General features: G+C 75.8%; 14 protein-coding genes, 2 tRNA genes and 1 pseudogene. 7 read left to right on the forward strand and 10 right to left on the reverse strand.

Annotated features, from left to right (window positions below):
* Nucleotides 1-185, reverse strand: a pseudogene (locus tag GTR00_RS02615) (hypothetical protein); the annotation flags it as partial.
* A gap of 146 nt (nt 186-331) precedes the next feature.
* Between GTR00_RS02615 and GTR00_RS25455 the strand changes: the two are divergent.
* A complete protein-coding gene (locus GTR00_RS25455) occupies nt 332-1516 on the forward strand; it encodes a YlbL family protein (protein ID WP_166610098.1) in 1185 nt (394 codons plus the stop codon).
* A gap of 32 nt (nt 1517-1548) precedes the next feature.
* Here GTR00_RS25455 and GTR00_RS02625 read toward each other — a convergent pair whose 3' ends face one another.
* On the reverse strand, nt 1549-2127 hold the full coding sequence (locus GTR00_RS02625) for a PPA1309 family protein (protein WP_205704904.1): 579 nt from the start codon (nt 2125-2127) through the stop codon (nt 1549-1551).
* A 144-nt stretch (nt 2128-2271) separates the two neighbouring features.
* Here GTR00_RS02625 and GTR00_RS02630 point away from each other — a divergent pair, with 144 nt between their 5' ends.
* The 3 genes from GTR00_RS02630 to GTR00_RS02640 all read left to right on the forward strand — a co-directional run bounded on the left by GTR00_RS02630 (nt 2272) and on the right by GTR00_RS02640 (nt 5690).
* Complete coding sequence (locus tag GTR00_RS02630) at nt 2272-5310, forward strand: UPF0182 family membrane protein (RefSeq protein ID WP_166610099.1); 3039 nt, start codon at nt 2272-2274, stop codon at nt 5308-5310.
* Nucleotides 5311-5394: 84 nt separating this feature from the next.
* Nucleotides 5395-5468, forward strand: a tRNA-Met gene (locus GTR00_RS02635).
* 148 nt (nt 5469-5616) lie between these two features.
* A tRNA-Met gene (locus GTR00_RS02640) sits at nt 5617-5690 on the forward strand.
* Nucleotides 5691-5808: 118 nt separating this feature from the next.
* On the opposite strand, the gene GTR00_RS02645 is transcribed toward GTR00_RS02640, so the two are convergent.
* Nucleotides 5809-7293 carry an LVIVD repeat-containing protein gene (locus GTR00_RS02645; RefSeq protein ID WP_205704905.1) on the reverse strand — a complete coding sequence of 495 codons (1485 nt, stop codon included), beginning with the start codon at nt 7291-7293 and terminating at the stop codon, nt 5809-5811.
* A gap of 102 nt (nt 7294-7395) precedes the next feature.
* Between GTR00_RS02645 and GTR00_RS02650 the strand changes: the two genes are divergently transcribed.
* A complete protein-coding gene (locus tag GTR00_RS02650) occupies nt 7396-8058 on the forward strand; it encodes a DUF305 domain-containing protein (RefSeq protein WP_166610100.1) in 663 nt (220 codons plus the stop codon).
* Between the two features lie 43 nt (nt 8059-8101).
* Here GTR00_RS02650 and GTR00_RS02655 read toward each other — a convergent pair whose 3' ends face one another.
* Nucleotides 8102-10078: an anthranilate synthase family protein gene (locus GTR00_RS02655; protein ID WP_166610101.1), complete on the reverse strand. Its 1977-nt coding sequence runs from the start codon at nt 10076-10078 to the stop codon at nt 8102-8104.
* Between the two features lie 297 nt (nt 10079-10375).
* On the opposite strand from GTR00_RS02655, the gene GTR00_RS02660 reads away from it, so the two are divergent.
* Nucleotides 10376-11767: a glucose-6-phosphate dehydrogenase gene (locus GTR00_RS02660; RefSeq protein WP_166610109.1), complete on the forward strand. Its 1392-nt coding sequence runs from the start codon at nt 10376-10378 to the stop codon at nt 11765-11767.
* A gap of 159 nt (nt 11768-11926) precedes the next feature.
* Here GTR00_RS02660 and GTR00_RS02665 read toward each other — a convergent pair whose 3' ends face one another.
* The 6 genes from GTR00_RS02665 to hisN form a co-directional block, all read right to left on the reverse strand.
* A complete protein-coding gene (locus GTR00_RS02665; RefSeq protein ID WP_205704906.1) occupies nt 11927-12328 on the reverse strand; it encodes an HNH endonuclease in 402 nt (133 codons plus the stop codon).
* Between the two features lie 50 nt (nt 12329-12378).
* Nucleotides 12379-13329, reverse strand: coding sequence for a DUF808 domain-containing protein (locus GTR00_RS02670; RefSeq protein WP_166610102.1), 951 nt, complete (start codon nt 13327-13329; stop codon nt 12379-12381).
* Between the two features lie 97 nt (nt 13330-13426).
* Nucleotides 13427-14092 (reverse strand): SemiSWEET family transporter, encoded by a 666-nt coding sequence (locus GTR00_RS02675; protein ID WP_166610103.1) that lies wholly within the window; start codon nt 14090-14092, stop codon nt 13427-13429.
* A gap of 70 nt (nt 14093-14162) precedes the next feature.
* Complete coding sequence (locus GTR00_RS02680; RefSeq protein WP_166610104.1) at nt 14163-15302, reverse strand: mechanosensitive ion channel family protein; 1140 nt, start codon at nt 15300-15302, stop codon at nt 14163-14165.
* Between the two features lie 191 nt (nt 15303-15493).
* Nucleotides 15494-16273: a CPBP family intramembrane glutamic endopeptidase gene (locus tag GTR00_RS02685; protein ID WP_323132159.1), complete on the reverse strand. Its 780-nt coding sequence runs from the start codon at nt 16271-16273 to the stop codon at nt 15494-15496.
* Nucleotides 16270-17136 carry a histidinol-phosphatase gene (gene hisN, locus GTR00_RS02690; protein WP_166610105.1) on the reverse strand — a complete coding sequence of 289 codons (867 nt, stop codon included), beginning with the start codon at nt 17134-17136 and terminating at the stop codon, nt 16270-16272. The genes GTR00_RS02685 and hisN overlap by 4 nt, the downstream gene beginning before the upstream one ends.
* 181 nt (nt 17137-17317) lie before the next feature.
* Here hisN and GTR00_RS02695 point away from each other — a divergent pair, with 181 nt between their 5' ends.
* Nucleotides 17318-18070, forward strand: a complete 753-nt coding sequence (locus GTR00_RS02695; RefSeq protein ID WP_166610106.1) for a vitamin K epoxide reductase family protein — start codon at nt 17318-17320, stop codon at nt 18068-18070.
* Nucleotides 18071-18230 lie beyond the last annotated feature (160 nt).

Below are 18230 nucleotides of genomic sequence, written 5' to 3' on the forward strand. Positions count from 1 at the left end.
TCCTCCAGCGGGTTGCCGCTGCCGCCCGGGGGCTGCTTGCCGGGGGTGCCGGAGGGCCGGAAGCCGGGCTGCCCGCCCTGCTCCCGCCGCGACCCGGCGTCGCGCTCCTCGCCGCGGTCCTCGTCCCGGCCGTCGTCCCGGCCCTCGTCGGGGCCCTGGGGCTCCTCGTCGCCTCGCTGGTCCACGGTGATCCTCCGCATCGTCCGACGGGTGCTGACCCATTCTGGCCCTCCCGTCCGTGGAGCGACGAGCGGCCGCCCGCCGGGGTTCCTGCGCGGGCCCCGCGATCGCCCCCGGCGAACGCCGCGGGCACGGGCCGTAGGGTGCTCGGGTGCCGCCCGCGACGCCGCAGCCCGCCCCGGACCCCGGCGCGGGGCACGAGCCCCCGCCCCGCGCGGCGGCGGCGGCCGGGCGCGAGGCGCTCTCCCCGCGCGGGGTGCTGCTGACCGCCTCCGCCTTCTGCGCGGTCGCCCTCGTGGCGCTGGCCGGCGTGCTCGACGTGCCCTACGTCAGCCTCGGGCCCGGCCCGGTGCGCGACGTGCTCACCGCACCGGGGGAGCCGGGGGAGGGCGCGGCCGGGGCGCGCGACGCGCGGGCGCTGGTGGAGGTCTCCGGCGCGCCGACGTACCCCACCGAGGGCCGGCTGGACCTGACGACGGTGTCGCTGCGCGGCGGCCCGGGCCTGGAGGTCTCCCTGGCCGAGGTGCTGCTGGACTGGCGCGACGAGGACGTCTCCGTGGTGCCGCGAGAGCTGTACTACGCCCCGCGCACCACGCAGGAGGAGGCGGACGCGCAGAGCGCGGCGGAGATGACCGGCTCGCAGGAGAACGCCAAGGTCGCCGCCCTCACCGAGCTCGGCGTGCAGGTGCCCGCCACCACCACCCGGCGCGTGCAGCAGGTGGACGCCGAGGCCCCGGCGGCGGGGGTGCTGCGCGCCGGCGACGAGATCACCGCGGTCGACGGCACCCCGGTGGGCACCTTCGAGGCGCTGCGCGCCGCGGTGGGCGCCCTGCCCGCCGGTGCGCAGGTCCGCCTGGGCATCCAGCGCGGCGGCGAGGCGCGCGAGGTGACCACCCGCACCTACGCCCCGCAGGGCGCCACGCTGCTGGGCGTGGTGCCCGACGTCGACTACGACTTCCCCTTCGAGGTGGACATCGCCATCGACGACGTCGGCGGCCCCAGCGCCGGCACGGTCTTCGCGCTGGCGGTGGTGGACCTGCTCACCCCCGGCGCCATGACGGGCGGCGAGCACGTGGCCGGCACGGGCGCGATCGCGGTGGACGGCACGGTGCAGCCCATCGGCGGGCTGCGGCAGAAGGTCATCGGCGCCCGCCGCGCGGGGGCGCGGTGGTTCCTGGCCCCCGCGCAGGAGTGCGGCGAGGTGGCCGGCACCGCCCCGGCGGGCATCACGGTGGTGGGTGTCGCCACGCTGCACGACGCGCGCGAGGCGGTGGAGGACATCGGGGCCGGCCGGGGCGCGCGGGTGCGCACCTGCGAGCAGCTCGCCGCGGGCTGAGCCCGCGCGGCCGACCGCGCGCCTGAGCCGGCTCAGTCCTGCAGCGTGGCCTGCAGCGCGTTGACCAGGCCGGGCACGAGGTCGGCGCCGGTGGCCACCTCCCCGTCGGAGTCCTTCGAGCGCGAGCGCACGGCGCACTCGTGGGTGCCGTCGCGCAGCACGCCCACGGCGATGCGCACGTCCTCGGCCAGGGGGTGCGCGGCCAGCGCGGCGGCGCGGGCGCGCTCGTCGCCGCCGGCGGCGGCGCGCACCTCGGCCTCGGCGTCCGGCGGCACGAGGATGCGCTCGACGACCAGGGCGGCGCCGTCGACGCCGTCGGGCCAGGCCAGCTGGCCCAGCAGCTCGTCGAGGTCGTCGACGTCGGGCAGGCCGTCCTGCTCCACGGAGGTCAGGTGGCCGGCGTCGGCGCGCGCCTCGGCGACGACCTGCTCGGGCAGGCGCCGGGCCAGGGCCGGGTCGCGGCGCAGCGCGTCCGCGGTGCGCACGAGCGCGAACAGCCGCAGGGGGGCGCCCCAGCCGTCGGCGGCCACGTAGCGCTCGATCTCGGCGACGGTGCGCCACAGGGAGCCGGAGGTCGGGGCGGGCGCGCTGGACTGGTCGAGCTCGTTCACGGGGCCGATGGTGGCACGCCCGTGCGACGCGCCGCGGAGCGCGCGCCGGGCCGTCCCCCGGTGGGGGGACGGCGCGCCGTGCAACGAAGAGGTCACGATCCGGTGTCGCGGGCACCCGTGCGGCGGCTTGTAAGTTCCTCGTTCGTGAGCTTCCCTCCTCGCCGCCCCGCCCGGCCGGTGCTGCGGCGGCGCCGCCGCGGCGCCGCGCTGCCCACGGTCCTCGTGCTGGTGGCGCTCGTCGTGGCCGTCGTCGTCGGCGCCCGCATCGCCACCGACGTCTGGTGGTTCGACCAGCTCGGCTTCCTGCGCACCTTCACCACCAAGCTGTGGCTGCAGGCCGCGCTGTTCGCCGTCGGCGCCCTGCTGCTGGGCGGGGCGGTGGCGGCCTCGCTGACCCTGGGCTACCGCACCCGCCCGGTGTACGCCCCGATCTCCACCGAGCAGGCCGGCCTGGACCGCTACCGCGAGTCCCTGGAGCCGCTGCGCCGCCTGGTCGTCGTGGTGCTCTCGGTGGCCGCGGGCCTGTTCGGCGGCTCGGTGGCCATGAGCCGCTGGGAGACGCTGCTGCTGTGGCTGAACCGCACCAGCTTCGGCACCGAGGACGCCCAGTTCGGCATGGACCAGGGCTTCTACGTCTTCTCGCTGCCCTGGCTGAGCTTCGTCGTCAGCTTCCTGTCGGCGGCCGTGGTCCTGGCCGGCCTGGCGGCGCTGGCCACCCACTACCTGTACGGGGGCCTGCGCCTGGCCGGCGGCGGGCAGCGCACCACCCGCGAGGCGCGCGTGCACCTGGCCTCCCTGGCCGCGCTGTTCCTGGTGCTGCGCGGGGTCGGCTACTGGCTGGACCGCTACGAGATCATGGTCAGCGAGTCCGGCAACATCAACATCGCCGACGTCGTGGGCCCCAGCTACACCGACGTGCACGCGGTGCTGCCGGCCAAGGCGATCCTGGCGATCGTCGCCGTGGTGGTGGCGCTGCTGTTCGTGGCGGCCGCGGCGGGCACCTCGTGGCGGCTGCCGGCCATCGGCACCGGCCTGCTGGTGGTCAGCGCGATCGCCGTCGGCGGCGTCTACCCGTGGGCGGTGCAGCGCTTCCAGGTCACCCCGAACCGCCAGGCCCTGGAGGCGGAGTACGTCGACCGCAACATCCGGGCCACCCGCGACGCGTACGACGTCGCCGACACCGAGACCACCGACTACCAGCCCGACACCTCGGTCTCGCCGGGCCAGCTGCGCGAGGACGCCGACACGATCCCCGGCGTGCGCCTGCTGGACCCCAACGTCGTCTCCGACGCCTTCCGCCAGACGCAGGGTCAGCGCAACTACTACGCCTTCCCCGACCCGCTGGACGTGGACCGCTACTCCCTGGACGGCCAGACGCAGGACACCGTGATCGCCGCCCGAGAGCTGAACCTCGAGGGCCTGAGCGACTCGCAGCGCACCTGGGTGAACCTGCACACCGTCTACACCCACGGCTACGGCGTGGTCGCCGCGCGCGGCAACGAGCGGGCCCCCGACGGGCGCCCGTCGTACTTCGAGGCGAACATCCCCTCCCAGGGGGACCTGGGCGACTACGAGCCGCGCATCTACTTCGGCGAGCGCACCGAGGACTACTCGATCGCCGGCGGCGGCGACGCCGTCGAGATCGACTACCCGGACAACTCCCCGGAGGGCTACGCCCGCACCTCCTACACCGGCGGGGGCGGGGTGCCGGTGGGCGGCCTGCTGCGCAAGCTGGTCTACGCGCTGAAGTTCGGCGACCAGAACATCCTGCTGTCCAACCAGGTCAACGCGGACTCGCGGATCCTGTACGACCGCACCCCGCGCGAGCGGGTGGAGAAGGTCGCCCCGTGGCTGACCCTGGACGGCGACGCCTACCCGGCCGTGGTGGACGGCAAGGTGCTGTGGATCCTCGACGGCTACACCACCTCCGCCTCGTACCCGTACTCCTCCACGACGCGCCTGGGCGAGGTGACCACCGACTCGCTCACCACGCAGACGCAGAGCGTGCAGGCGCTGCAGGACCGCACGGTCAACTACGTGCGCAACTCGGTCAAGGCCACCGTCGACGCCTACACGGGCGCGGTGACCCTGTACGCCTGGGACGACACCGACCCGGTGCTCATGGCGTGGATGAAGGCCTTCCCCGACGCGGTGCAGCCGCTGTCGCAGGTCAGCGGCTCGCTGATGAGCCACCTGCGCTACCCGCAGGACATGTTCAAGGTGCAGCGCGACGTCCTCTCGCGCTACCACGTCACCGACCCGCGCTCCTTCCTCACCGGGCAGGACTTCTGGCAGGTGCCGCAGGACCCGACCGCCTCGGAGGTCGCGCAGGGTCAGCAGCGCCCCGCCCAGCCGCCGTACTACCTGACCCTGCAGATGCCCGGTCAGCCGTCCCCGGCCTTCAGCCTGACGACGACGTACGTGCCGACCTCGAACAACCGCGGCTCCAGCAGCCAGATCATCACCGGCTTCGCCGCGGTGGACGCCGACGCCGGGTCGGCCGACGGCGAGAAGAACGAGGGCTACGGCACCATCCGGCTGCTGGAGCTGCCGCAGTCGTCGGTGGTGGCGGGTCCGGTGCAGGTGCAGAACGACATCCAGTCCAACGCCGCGGTGGCCGAGCAGGTGCGCCTGCTGAGCCTGGGGCAGGGCTCGGAGGTCATCAACGGCAACCTGCTGACGCTGCCGGTCGGCGGGGGGCTGCTGTACGTCGAGCCGATCTACGCGCGCAGCACCGGGCAGAACTCCTTCCCGCAGCTGCGCAAGGTGGTCGCGGTCTTCGGCGACCAGATCGCCATCGCCGACACGCTCAACGAGGCGCTGGACGACGTCTTCGCCGGCGACTCGGGGGCGACGGCCGGTGACGAGGGCGCTCCGCCCATCGGCGGCGCCCCCGCGCCCACGGCCGGCCCCGCGCCGGGGGCGACCGGTGCGCCCGCGCCGGTCGCGCCGGTGACCGGCGACCCGCAGGCGCAGCTGCAGGCGGCGCTCACCGAGGCGCGCTCGGCGATCCAGGACTCCGCGGCCGCCCTGGCGCGGCAGGACTTCACGGCGTACGGGCAGGCGCAGGAGCGGCTGCGCGCGGCGGTGGAGTCGGCCAGCGCCGCGCAGGCCGCGCTGGCCGGGGCCTCCGGGGCGGCACCGGACCCGGCGGCCACGCCGAGCGGCGCGCCGACGCCGTGAGACGGGGCGGCGGGTCCGGCCGGCACCGGGCCCGCCACCGCGATTTGGCCTTCCCGCCACGGTGGCGTAAGCTCGTCTCATCGACGCGGGGTGGAGCAGCTCGGTAGCTCGCTGGGCTCATAACCCAGAGGTCGCAGGTTCAAATCCTGTCCCCGCTACTGGTGAGACGAAGGCCCGGACCACACGGTCCGGGCCTTCGTCGTTCCCGGCGCCCCCGGGTGTGGCGGGTCGCCCGCGGCCCACTCCGCCGGCCCGTCCACGGCGATTTGGTGCTCCCGCCATCGTGGCGTAAGCTCGTCTCATCGACGCGGGGTGGAGCAGCTCGGTAGCTCGCTGGGCTCATAACCCAGAGGTCGCAGGTTCAAATCCTGTCCCCGCTACTGGTGAGACGAAGGCCCGGACCACACGGTCCGGGCCTTCGTCGTTCCCGCCCTCGGCGGGAGCACCCGGGCACCCGGGACCCCGCCACGGGGTCCCGGGTGCCCGGGGCTCAGCGCCTCAGTGCCGGGGGCGGTCCCAGCCGCCCCAGCCCCAGCCGCGGTCGCCGGACTCCTGCTGCGTCTGGACGTTCAAGCGCTCCAGCCGCACCTTCCGCGCCGGCGCGGTGGCGCGGTCGTCCAGGGCGAGCACGTCCAGGCCCTTCTGGATGTCGCTGGAGTAGACGTGGCCGTTGTAGTAGTACGCCGACCAGGAGCCGCCGAGCACGAGCTCGGTCGCCGAGAGCGGGCCGCGCTCCCAGAAGCCGATCTCGCGCGGGTTCGCGGAGTCGGTGAAGTCCCACACCGAGATCCCGCCCTGGTACCAGGCCTGCACCATGATGTCGCGGCCCTTCACCGGGATCAGCGAGCCGTTGTGGGCCACGCAGTTCTCGGTGGTGGTGTTGTCGCGCGGGATCTTGAAGTAGCTGCGCCGCTCCAGCGAGCGGCCGTCGCCGGTGCCGGTGATGTCGTAGACCGCGTCGGCGCCGAACTCGTCGCTGACGGTGGGCAGGCAGGTGGCCGCCCCGCCGCCGCCGAGCTCGTCGGTGAACACGACCTTGGTGCCGGCCTCGTTGAACGTCGCCGAGTGCCAGAACGCGAAGTTCGGGTCCTGCACGCGCTCGATGACGCGCGGGGTCAGCGGGTCGGAGATGTCCAGGAGGACCCCGTCACCCATGCAGGCGCCCGCGGCGAGGTCCTTGGCGGGGTAGACGGTGATGTCGTGGCAGCCGGTGGTGGCGCTGCGGTCGGCGATGCCGCTGGGGTGCACGGTGCCGCCGGGGTTGCCGCCGTCGGGGAAGAGCACCGGCTCGGCGACCACGGCCGCCTGCTCCGGCGCGTCCAGGGGCACGGCGACGACGGAGATGAGGTCGTGCGGCGGGGCGCAGTCCGGCAGCGTCGGGTTCGGGCTGTAGGAGGAGACGTACAGGTACGCGGTGCCCGAGGCCTCGTCCGGCAGCAGCGTGTGGGTGTGCGAGCCGCACTTCGTCTCCACCGCGGAGACGTAGCGCGGGGCGGCCGGGTCGCTGACGTCGAAGACCTTGATGCCCTCCCAGGACTCCCGCTGCGTCGCCGGCTGCGCCGTGCTGGTGCACGAGTCGTCGCTGCGGCTGGAGTCGGTGGACAGGAACAGCAGGTCGCCGTAGACGCTGATGTCGTTCTGCGCGCCGGGGCACAGCACCTGGCTGGCGATGCGCGGCTCGTGCGGCTTCCTGATGTCGTAGACCGTGAAGCCGTCGTAGTTGCCGACGTAGGCGTAGTCGCCCTGGAAGGCCATGTCGGTGCCGAAGGAGGTGGCCGACTCGAAGCCCTGCTGCTTGGGGACGTTGGCGATCTGGCGCAGGTTCCTGCTGGAGGAGACCTGGTCCACCCCGGGCGTGCCCGGGGCGTCGTGGGGGGCGGCGGCCGCGGCGGGCACGCCGAGGCCGAGCACGGCCAGCGAGAGGCCGGCGGCGGCGAGGCGGCGAGGTGCTCGCCGTGCGGGGGAGCGAGTGGGAGCGGTCACGACTTCCTCACTGTTCGTGGGGGCAATGGAACGCAGTGTGGCCTGTTCCACAGGGTTCGTACAGGCTTGACCTGGCCGTCACCCAGTGGGTAGACACCGTCCGTGAAGCGTTCCAGCGCGGCCGCGCTCCTGTGCGCCCTCGCCGTCCTGGCCGGCTGCACCGGCGCCGGGACCGAGGCGCCCGAGCCCACCGCCCCCGTGCTGCTGCCGCAGGGACCGGGCGAACCCGCCGCGACCACGACGGCCGTGCCCCCCCGGCAGGAGCCGCCGCCCGCCGCCGCCGACGTGGACTTCGCCGCCGCGATGGTCCCGCACCACCTGCAGGCCCTGCAGATGGCCGAGCTGGCGCCCGAGCGCGCCCAGGACGAGGGCGTGCGCACCCTCGCCGCCCGCATCGCCGCCGGGCAGGGCGCCGAGGTCGACGTCCTGCGGAGCTGGCTGGACGAGCGCGGCGGGGTGGCCGGCGCCGCCGCGCTGCAGGACGGGCACGGCGGGCACGGCGGGCACGGCGGCGACGCTGCCGAGATGCCCGGCGCCGTCACCCCCGCGCAGCTGCAGCAGCTCGCCGACGCGCGCGGCGCGGAGTTCGACGAGCTGTTCCTGCAGCTGATGATCCCGCACCACGAGGGCGCCCTGGTCATGGCGCGCGAGGCGCTGGTCGAGGGCACCGACGTGCGGGTGCAGGAGCTCGCCGCGGAGGTGGACGCCACCCAGCGCGTCGAGGTCGAGCGGATGCGCGAGCTGCTGAAGGGCGTGCGCGCCTGAGCGCGCCGGGCCGGGGCGGTGCTCCCGCCCCGGCCCGGTGCCCTCAGCGCCCCGCGGGCTGCTGCACCAGCGGCTGCACGAGCGAGCGCAGCAGGTCCGGGCCCTGCAGGGTCAGCACGGACTCCGGGTGGAACTGGATGCCGGCGAAGCCCCGCCCGCGCAGCGCCACCACCTCGTCGGCCGGGCCGGTGGACACCTCGGTGCCCTCCCCGGCCAGCCGCGCCACGGCCGCCGCGTCCACGCGGGCGGTGAAGGAGTTGTAGAACCCCACGGTGGCGCGGCGGCCGAACAGGTCGACCTCCAGCTGCGTGCCCTGGTGCGGGGCGTCCTTGCGGCGCAGCGGCAGGCCCAGCGCGCCGGCGAGCAGCTGGTGGCCCAGGCACACCCCGAGCAGGGGGTTGCCGCCCTCGCGGGCGGCGCCGCTCAGGGCGCGGGCCAGCTGCTGCAGGCGCGCGATGCGCGGGTCGGAGGCGTCCTCGGGGTCGCCCGGGCCCGGGCCGATCACCACCAGGCCGCGGTGCGCGGCCAGCGCCGCCTCCAGCCCGGGGTCGTCGTAGCGCAGCACCCGCGCGCGCAGCCCGGCCGAGGCCAGCAGGTGCACCAGCATCGCGGTGAAGGTGTCCTCGGCGTCGACGACGAGCGCCTCGCCCAGCGCGGCGCCCTCCGGCAGGCGCTGCGGCTCCAGCCAGAAGCGCGCCAGCCGGTCGCGGCGGCCGGCCAGCAGCGAGGCCACCCGCGGGTCGGCCGACAGCGGCACCCGCCGCGCCGGGGCCCCCGCGCCGTCCGCGCCGCTGCGCGCCAGCGGCGGCAGCGCGCCCAGGGCGCGCAGCACGCCCGCGGACTTCGCGTGGGTCTCGGCGACCTCCCCCTCGGGGGTGGAGCCGCGCACCAGCGTCGCGCCCACCGACACCCGCACCCGCCCGGTGCCGTCGGCGCCGGTGCGCACGTCGGCGGTGCGGATGAGGATGGGGGAGTCCAGCGTCTGCGCGCCCGCGCCGTCGCGGCCCAGCAGCGCCAGCGCCCCGGCGTAGTAGCCGCGCCCGGACGGCTCGAAGCGCTTGATGACCCGGCAGGCGCTCTGCAGCGGGCTGCCGGTGACGGTGGCGGCGAACATGGTCTGGCGCAGCACCTCCCGCGCGTCCAGCGTGGACTGCCCGCGCAGCTCGAACTCGGTGTGGGCGAGGTTGGCCATCTCCCGCAGGTACGGGCCGTGCACGGTGCCGCCCAGGTCGCCGACGGAGCACATCATCTTCAGCTCCTCGTCGACCACCATGAACAGCTCCTCGACCTCCTTGGGGTCGGTGAGGAACTCCACGAGCCCGTCGGCGTCCGGGCCGGTGGCCGGGTAGCGGTACGTGCCCGAGATCGGGTTCATGACGACCTCGCCGCGGGCCATCCGCACGTGCACCTCCGGGCTGGCGCCCACCAGGGTGCGCGAGGTGCCCCCCTCGCCGGGCACGTGCACCACGAACGTCCAGTAGGCGCCGTGCTCAGCCACCAGCAGCCGGCGGAACAGGCTCAGGGCGGTCTCCGCGGAGAAGCCGTCCACGACGCCGTCCACGTCGCGGCGGATGACGAAGTTCGCGCCCGAGCCCTGCGCGATCTCGTCGGCGATGATCCGGCGCACCACGTCGGCGTACTGCTCGTCGGACAGGTCCGGGGCCACGTCGCGCAGCGGCACGTCCGCGTCGGGCAGCACCCGCAGCGCCTCCTCCAGCGCGACCTCCTCGGCGCTCTCCACCCGCAGCACCTGCAGCGGGGTGCCGTCGTCGTGCACCTCGAAGCCGCGCTCGCGCAGCTGGCGGAAGGGCACCAGCGCCAGCGCGTCGGCGACGGGGGTGCCGGGGGTGCCGGTGGGCAGCGGCACGTCGGCCAGGTGCTCGACCGTCGTGACGGGCCCGCGCAGCACCTCCACGGGGCCGGGCTCGCCGGTGCGGGGGTCCAGGCGGCGCAGCAGGGCGAACGGCGCCTCGCCGCGCAGCAGGTCGGCGACGAGCGCGGCGGGGTCGGGGTGCGGCACGGGGTTCCTCCTCGGTGGGGCTGGCGCGGCCGGCCGTCGAGGGGCCGTCCCGGGGGCGGGCCTCCTCGACGAGGCGGCCACCGGGACGTGGGAGCGTCAGGCGACCGCCGACACCCGCCACCACGCACCGCTCGGCGTGCGCGGGCAGCGGCCCGGGCGCGCGCAGGGCGTCGTGGTGGTCACGCTCGGCACCCTACCCGGCGCGCGGTCCGGGGAGGCAATAGCGTCTGCCCCGTGACCGAGACAGCGCAGTCCCCGCAGCAGCAGGCGGGGGACGACAAGCCCACGGTGTTCGTGATGTTCGGGGCGACGGGCGACCTGTCGCGCCGGCTGGTGATGCCGGCCTTCTTCCAGCTCGCCAAGATCGGCCGGCTGCCGCGGCAGTGGCGGCTGGTCGGCAGCAGCCGCGGCCAGATGTCCCACGACGACTTCCGGCAGCACATCAGGGAGGCGCTGGAGGAGTTCGGCCCGCAGCCCTCCGAGGGCCCCTGGGACGACTTCGCCGAGCACCTGCTCTTCGCCAGCGGCGGCTTCGGCGCCGACGACCCCGGCACCCTGCTCGACGTGCTCGGCGAGGCCCGCGAGCAGCTCGGCGCCGGCGAGGGCGAGGTGCAGCTCGTGCACTACCTGGCCATCCCGCCGGGCGCCTTCCTGGCCACCACCAGGGCGCTGGACGCGCACGGCCTGGCCGCCGGCTCCCGCGTCGTCTACGAGAAGCCCTACGGCACCTCGCTGGCCACCTTCGAGGAGCTCGACGCGGAGGTGCAGCGCGTCTTCGACGAGGACCAGGTCTTCCGCATCGACCACTTCCTCGCCTTCGAGGCCGCGCAGGACCTCATCCACGCCCGCCTGGCCAACCCCTGGCTGGAGGGGCTGTGGAGCCGCGAGCACGTCGCCCAGGTGCAGGTCGACATCGCCGAGACCCTCGACGTGGCCCAGCGCGCCGACTTCTACGACGCGACCGGCGCCTTCCTCGACATGATCGTCACCCACCTGTTCCAGCTGGCCGCCACGGTGGCCATGGAGCCGCCGGCGGACCTGCGCCCGCAGACGGTGCAGGCCGCCCGCGACGCGGCGGTGCAGCGCTTCCGCGAGCTGGACCCCGAGGAGGTGGTCCTCGGCCAGTTCGAGGGCTACCTCGACATCGACGGCGTCGCCGACGCCTCCTCCACCGACACCCTGGCCGCGGCGCGGCTGTGGATCGACGACGAGCGCTGGGAGGGCGTGCCGTTCCTGCTGCGCAGCGGCAAGAAGATGGCCGCCGACGAGCAGCGGATCACCCTGGTGCTCAAGCCCCCCGCGCAGGGCCCCTACGCCGGCGTCCAGGGCGGCGAGAGCGGCGGCGAGCCCGCCGCGATCAGCTTCTCCCTGCTGGAGGGCGGCTCCCTCGACGTGAAGCTGGCCGTGCGCCGCCCGGGCGTGGCCGGCGGCACCGTGCTCGGCACCGCCAGCCTGCCGCTGGACCGCTTCGAGGGCGCCGAGCCGGCGCTGCCCTACGCGCACCTCATCGACCACGTCCTGGTCGGGGACCGCTCGCTGTTCACCGGCGTGGAGGGCCTGCGCGCGGCGTGGCGGGCGATCGAGCGCTTCTCGCAGCACCGCCCGCCGGTCCTGCCGTACGCCGAGGGCACCTGGGGCCCGGACGACGTCGACCGCCTCGCCGAGCCCGGGGCGTGGTTCCTGCGCTGAGCGGGACGACGGCGGGCCCGCCCGCGCCGGTGCTGCGCCCGGCGCGGGCGGACGAGGCCGGGGAGCTGCTGACGGTGCGGCGCGCCGCGTCCGTCGCGGAGGCGCAGCGCTGCGGCGACCCGCACCTGCCGCCGCGCGCCGCCGCACGGGGGTCGCGCGTCAGGCCGCGTCGGCCAGCCGGCGCACCCGGCGCAGCTGCGCCTGCACGTAGGGGCGCGCTCGGCGCTGCCCGCCGCGGGCGGTGATGGCCGCGTCCAGCTCCTCCAGGCGCCGGCGCAGCCACGCCGGGTCCGCCGGCCAGCCGCGCCGCCGGCACTCCAGCAGCCAGTCCACCGGCGAGAGGTGCCCGCGCTCGCCGTTGCAGCGCCGGCAGGCGGCGGCCTCGTTCTCCAGCCACGAGGGCCCGCCCTTGACCCGCGGCACCAGGTGGTCGGTGGTCGGGTGCACCAGGCGCGTCAGCTCCCGCCCGCACCACACGCACGCCGGCCCGTCGCGGGCCACCGCGCGCTCCAGGCGGTCGGCGCGCGTGGGCTGGTGCCCGGCGCGCGCCCCCTCCACCACCGCCCGAGCCTCGCACGCGGCCGCGGCGCCCGCCCGGGGAGCGCGGGGCCTCAGTGCGCGCCGGCCCCCTGCGCGGCGCCGGCCCGGCGCCGCTGCACGAGCAGCACCACGGCCGCCACCGCCGCGCCGACGACGAGGCCGAGCACGGCGCTGCCCAGGGTGTTGGTGAGCCAGCCCAGGACGCCGCCCAGCGCCCCGGTGGCCTCGTGGACCGCCTCCTCCGCGTGGTGCACCACCTCGTAGGGGGCGTGCAGGCCGAGCTCGTCGGCGCCCACCAGCAGGATGTGCCCGCCGACCCAGAGCATCGCCGCGGTGCCCACGACGGTCAGGGCGGTGAGCAGCTTGGGCATCCCCCTCACCAGGCCGCGGCCCAGGCCCGCCACGGCCCCGCGGGGCGAGCGGGCCAGGCGCACCCCGGCGTCGTCCATCTTCACGATGAGGCCGACCACCCCGTACACGAGCACGGTGATGAGGACGCCCACGACCGCCAGCACCACCGCGCGGGTCAGGAAGGGGTCCTCGGCGACCTGGTCGAGCGCGATGACCATGATCTCCGCGGACAGGATGAGGTCGGTGCGCACCGCCCCGGAGACGATGGCGTCCTCGTCCGCGAGCTGCTCCTGGCCGCCGTGCCCGTGCCCGTGGCCGCTGAGCTTGGCCCACACCTTCTCCGCGCCCTCGAAGCACAGGTAGGCCCCGCCGACCATGAGGATCGGGGTGAGCAGGAACGGCAGGAACTGGCTGAGCAGCAGCACCACCGGCAGGATCAGGAGGAGCTTGTTGCGCAGCGAGCCCAGGGCGATGCGCCGCACGATCGGCAGCTCGCGCTCGGCGGCCAGGCCGCGCACGTACTGCGGGGTGACGGCGGTGTCGTCGACGACGACGCCGGCGGCCTTCGCCCCGGCCCGCGCGGCGGCGGCGCCGATGTCGTCCACGGAGGCGGCCGCGGCGCGCGCCAGCACCGCCACGTCGTCCAGCAGGGCTACGAGTCCACCGCTCACGGGTGTCCCTCCACGTCGATCGGCACGGGTGCTGCTCCGATGGTGGCGGTCCCGGCGCCGCGGTGCGCGGCGACGGGCCGTGCGGGGGTCCCGGTGCTCAGGCGGCCAGCGCCACCACGGGGCGCACCAGCAGCCGGCCGGGCACGCCGAAGCGGCCGTCGTGCAGGGCCCGCACGACGTGGCGCGGGGGCAGCCGGCGGGAGAGCACCACGCCGGCCAGCAGGATGGAGACGAACGAGCACACGACGACGGAGGGCTGCGCGGTCGCGACCCCGTACACGGTCCACAGCGTCGCGGAGAACTGGGTGAGCACGTACGTGCCCGGCGCCAGGCCGGCCAGCGACCCGCTGCCGAAGGCGATGCGCACCTGCGGGACCATCCGCACCAGCGACACCACCGTGGCCAGGGCGCCGACGAGGGCGGCGCCGCCGACCACGTCGGCGACCGCGACGAGGGGGGCCCAGGCGGCGAGCGCGACCAGCGCGCGCCGCAGCGGCACGCCCAGGCGGCGGGCGGCCAGGACCACCGTGATCGCGGCGCAGCCCAGGCCGGGCACGTTGCCCACCAGCTGGGCGGGGTCCATCAGCAGCAGGCCGTAGGTCAGCCAGGTGCCCGAGCCGAGCGCGCCCAGCACGGCGGAGGAGAAGGACAGGCCGCTGGCGTCGGGCGAGCGGACCAGCTGCACGATCTGGGGGACACCGGTGACGATGCCGACGGTGGCGGCGAAGAGACCGAGCGAAGAGATCAAGGCGTCGATGGGCACGTGCCTGTTCTTCGTCCGGGGAACTACCTCCCCTTGACCGTGATCGCCACTCCTGCGGCTGTGCTCTGCGTCACAGCGGGCCGGTGCCGGTGCGGGCGCCGTCCCGGGAACCCTCCCGAGAGCCCTCCCGAGGACCCTGCCGCGGCAGCTGCGCGCCGCCGCCGCCCTCCACGCGCACCTTCGGCAGCGCCTCGGGGTGCTCGCGCTGCAGCAGCCCCACGACCTCCTCGCGCACCGCGCAGCGCAGGTCGAACAGCTCACCGCTGGAGTTCGCGCTCACCAGGACCCGGAAGGAGACGAAGGAGCCCCGCGCGTCCGTGACCTGCACCGCGAGCACCTCGCCGTTGAACAGCGGGTGCGCGCGCACGTGGCGCTCCACGTGCTCGCGCACGCGGGCCACCGGCAGGTTCCAGTCCACGTCGAAGTCCACGGTCCCGGTCAGGTCCGCGGAGCTGCGCGTCCAGTTCTCGAACGGCGTGCTCGTGAAGTAGGTCGAGGGCAGGATCATGCGCCGCTGGTCCCACAGGCGGACCACCACGTACGTCAGCGTGACGTCCTCGACGTTGCCGAACTCGCCCTCCACCACGACCGCGTCGTCCACGCGCAGGCCGTCGGTGAAGGCGATCTGCAGGCCGGCGAACACGTTCGCCAGCGACGTCTGCGCCGCCAGGCCGGCCACCACGGACAGCAGGCCCGCCGAGGCCAGCACGCTCGTGCCCACCCCGCGCGCGCCCGGGATCGTCAGCAGCACCGCGGCCGCGGCGACCACGACGATGAGCGCGACCACCAGGCGCTTGACGAGCGTGACCTGCGTGCGCCGCTGCCGTGCGCGCAGGTTGTCCTGCACGTCGATGCGGTACCGCCGCAGCACCACGTCCTGCACGACGTTGGCGGCCACCACCGCCAGCCACGCCACGAACGCCACGACCGCCATCTTCAGGACGAAGAACGTCGGGGCGCGCCAGGCCGCGGGGCCGGTGTACACGTTCAGCGACACCTGCACGGCCACGGTCCCCAGCAGCCCCGCCAGCGGGCGCCTGCCGCGCTGGGCCACGCGGGCCAGGACGTCGTGGTGGCGGCCCAGGCGGCGCACGACCAGGGCCAGCAGCTCGCCGGCGAGCACGGCGACGGCCGCGGAGGCGGCGGCGACGGCCAGGGTCAGCCACACGGAGCTGCTGAGGGACGGTGGTGCGGAGACGAGCGAGAGCACTGCGGGCGGCTCCTCGGGATCGGTGACGGGGACGTCGGCGTCCTTCGGACCGGCCCACCGTAGGTGCACGCGCACCGGCCCCGCAGGCCGAGCCGGGCGCGCCCGCACGGCCCGCGCGGCGATGCTCACGAGGTCCTCACACCACGTCCCCCGGACGGGTCAGCGCCACCACGCGCGGCGAGCGGGCGTGCTCAGCCGGGCAACCAGGCCACCCGCCCCACCAGCAGCGCGTAGCCGACGAACGCCACGACGTCGATCGCGGTGTGCGCCACCACCAGCGGCATCGCCCGGCCCCAGCGCCGGTACACCCACCCGAACACCAGGCCCATCGCGACGTTGCCCACGAACCCGCCCAGCCCCTGGTACAGGTGGTACGAACCGCGCAGCAGCGCGCTGGCCAGCAGCGCCGGCAGCGGGCGCACCCCCAGCTGCGCCAGCCGGTGCAGCAGGTACCCGGCGACCAGCACCTCCTCGAGCAGCCCGTTCTGGGCCGCCGCCAGGACCTGCACGGGCACCGCCCACCACACGTCCGGCAGCGCCGAGGCGGCCACGTTCGTGTTGAACCCCGCCGCCCGGGAGGCCAGGTACAGCACCAGCCCGCAGCCGCCGATCACCGCGGCCAGGCCCAGCCCGCCCAGCAGGTCCCGCCCCGGCCGGCGCCCGTCCACCCCCAGCGTGCGCAGCGACTCCCCGCCGCGCGCCAGCAGGAAGGCCACCAGCAGCACCGGCGCCAGGCCCGAGGCCACCGAGACCAGCTGCAGCGCCAGGTCCAGCCAGGGCCGGTCCGGGGCGTAGCTGCCCAGCACCGTGGACGTCTGCGCGTTCAGGGCCTCCGGGGCGGTGACCAGGCCCACGAAGCGCACCAGGGCGCGCACCCCGCTCATCCCCAGGGAGACGGCGAAGACCGCCACGACCTCCCACGCCAGCAGCCGGCGCTCGCGCGGGTCGGTCACCACCGCCGGCGCGCTCACGGCACCGGCGGCCGCTCGGGCTGCTCGGAGCGCTCGGCAGCGGGTACGCCCAGGTGCTCCAGCGCGGCGGCGTGCAGGTGGCCGTTGGTGGCCACCGCGTCCCCGCCGTGCGGGCCGTCCACCCCGGCGCGGGAGGTGAAGCGGCCCCCGGCCTCGGTGACGATGGGCACCAGCGCCGCCATGTCGTGCAGCGCCAGCTCCGGCTCGGCGGCGATGTCCACCGCGCCCTCCGCCAGGAGCATGTACGACCAGAAGTCGCCGTAGCCGCGGGTGCGCCACACCTTCCGGGACAGCTCCAGGAAGCCGTCCAGGCGGCCGCGCTCCTCCCACCCGCCCAGCGAGGAGTACGCGAAGGAGGCGTCCGCCAGCTCCGTCACGCCGCTGACCCGGGTGCGCGTGGCCGTCGACAGGCTGCGCCCCGTCCAGGCGCCCGAGCCGACCGCGGCCCACCAGCGCCGCTGCAGCGCCGGCGCCGACACCAGGCCCACCACCGGCACGCCGTCGTCGAGCAGGGCGATGAGGGTCGCCCACACCGGCACCCCGCGCACGAAGTTCTTCGTGCCGTCGATGGGGTCGACCACCCACTGCCGCGGCCCGTGCCCCACCAGGCCGAACTCCTCGCCCAGCACCGCGTCGCGCGGGCGGGTGCGCCGCAGCGAGGAGCGGATCAGCTCCTCGGCGGTGCGGTCGGCGTCGGTGACGGGGGTGAGGTCCGGCTTGGTCTCCACCGCCAGGTCCAGCGCCCGGAAGCGCTCCATCGTCACCCCGTCCACCTGGTCGGCGACGACGTGCGCCAGGCGCAGGTCGTCGTCGTAGCGCGGGCGGGCCGCCGGGGCGGCGGGCGTGGTCGACGCAGCGGGCACGGCGCGAACCTACCGCCCCGGTCGCGGGGCCCCGCCGCCCCGCGCCGGGTGCCGCCCGAGCCGTCCAGCTCGCACCCAGGTGGGCCGAGGATGCTGGGGGAGCGGCGCGCGGGCGCGCGCCGGCCACGCAGCAGCCAGACGCACCAGCGAGCCACAGCACGAGCCACAGCACGGAGGGGCGATGTCCGGGACCACGGCGGCCGCGCAGCACCAGGGCGGCGAGCGCGACGAGCCCCCCGGGTCGCCCGCGGGCGACCCGGGCGTCCCGGGCGACCCGGGGGAGCCGGGGGAGCCGGGGGAACCGGACGAGCTCGGCGCGGCGGGGGAGCGGCACCTGTCGCACCTGCCCGTGCGGCCCCGCGCCCGCGGTCTGCTGCTCGCCCTGGGCGGCGCGGTGGGCCTCCTCGCCTCGATGGTCCTCACCGTGGAGCGCTTCCGGCTGGCCACCGAGCCCGGGTACCGGCCCAGCTGCAGCGTGAACCCGTTCATCTCCTGCCAGACGGTCATGGAGAGCGCGCAGGCCGCGCTGTTCGGCTTCCCCAACCCGCTGCTGGGCATCGGCGCCTTCGCCGTCTCCACCACGCTGGGCGTGCTGCTGCTCTCGGGCACCGCCCTGCCGCGCTGGGTGGAGCGCGGCCACCTGCTCGGCATCGCCCTCGGCGCGGTCCTCGTCGGCTGGCTGGTGGTCCAGGCGCTGTTCCCCATCCACGCCCTGTGCCCGTACTGCATGCTCGTGTGGGCCGTGGTGGTGCCCACCTTCTGGGTGAGCCTGGCCGACGCCCTGGACCGCGGGCTGCTGCCGGTGCCGCGCGCGCTGCGCGGCGCCGCGCGCGCCGTCGTGGACTTCCGGGTGCTGCTGGTCGTGCTGACCCTCGCCGCGATCGCCGCGGCGGTGGGCGTGCAGTTCTGGAGCTACTGGGTCACGCTGCTCTGAGGGGGCGCGCGCCGGCGGGCCCCGCGCCGCGTCAGGGGGTCCTCGTGCGCACGCTCGTGCTGCCCGCCCCCGCCCTGGCCGCCGCGCTGGCCCTGCTGGCGGGGCTGGCCGGGCTGGGCGGCTGCGCCACCGGCGGCGGGCCCGCCGCCACGCCGACCCC

This window comes from Kineococcus indalonis, from assembly GCF_009906395.1.
Classification (GTDB): Bacteria; Actinomycetota; Actinomycetes; order Actinomycetales; family Kineococcaceae; genus Kineococcus; species Kineococcus indalonis.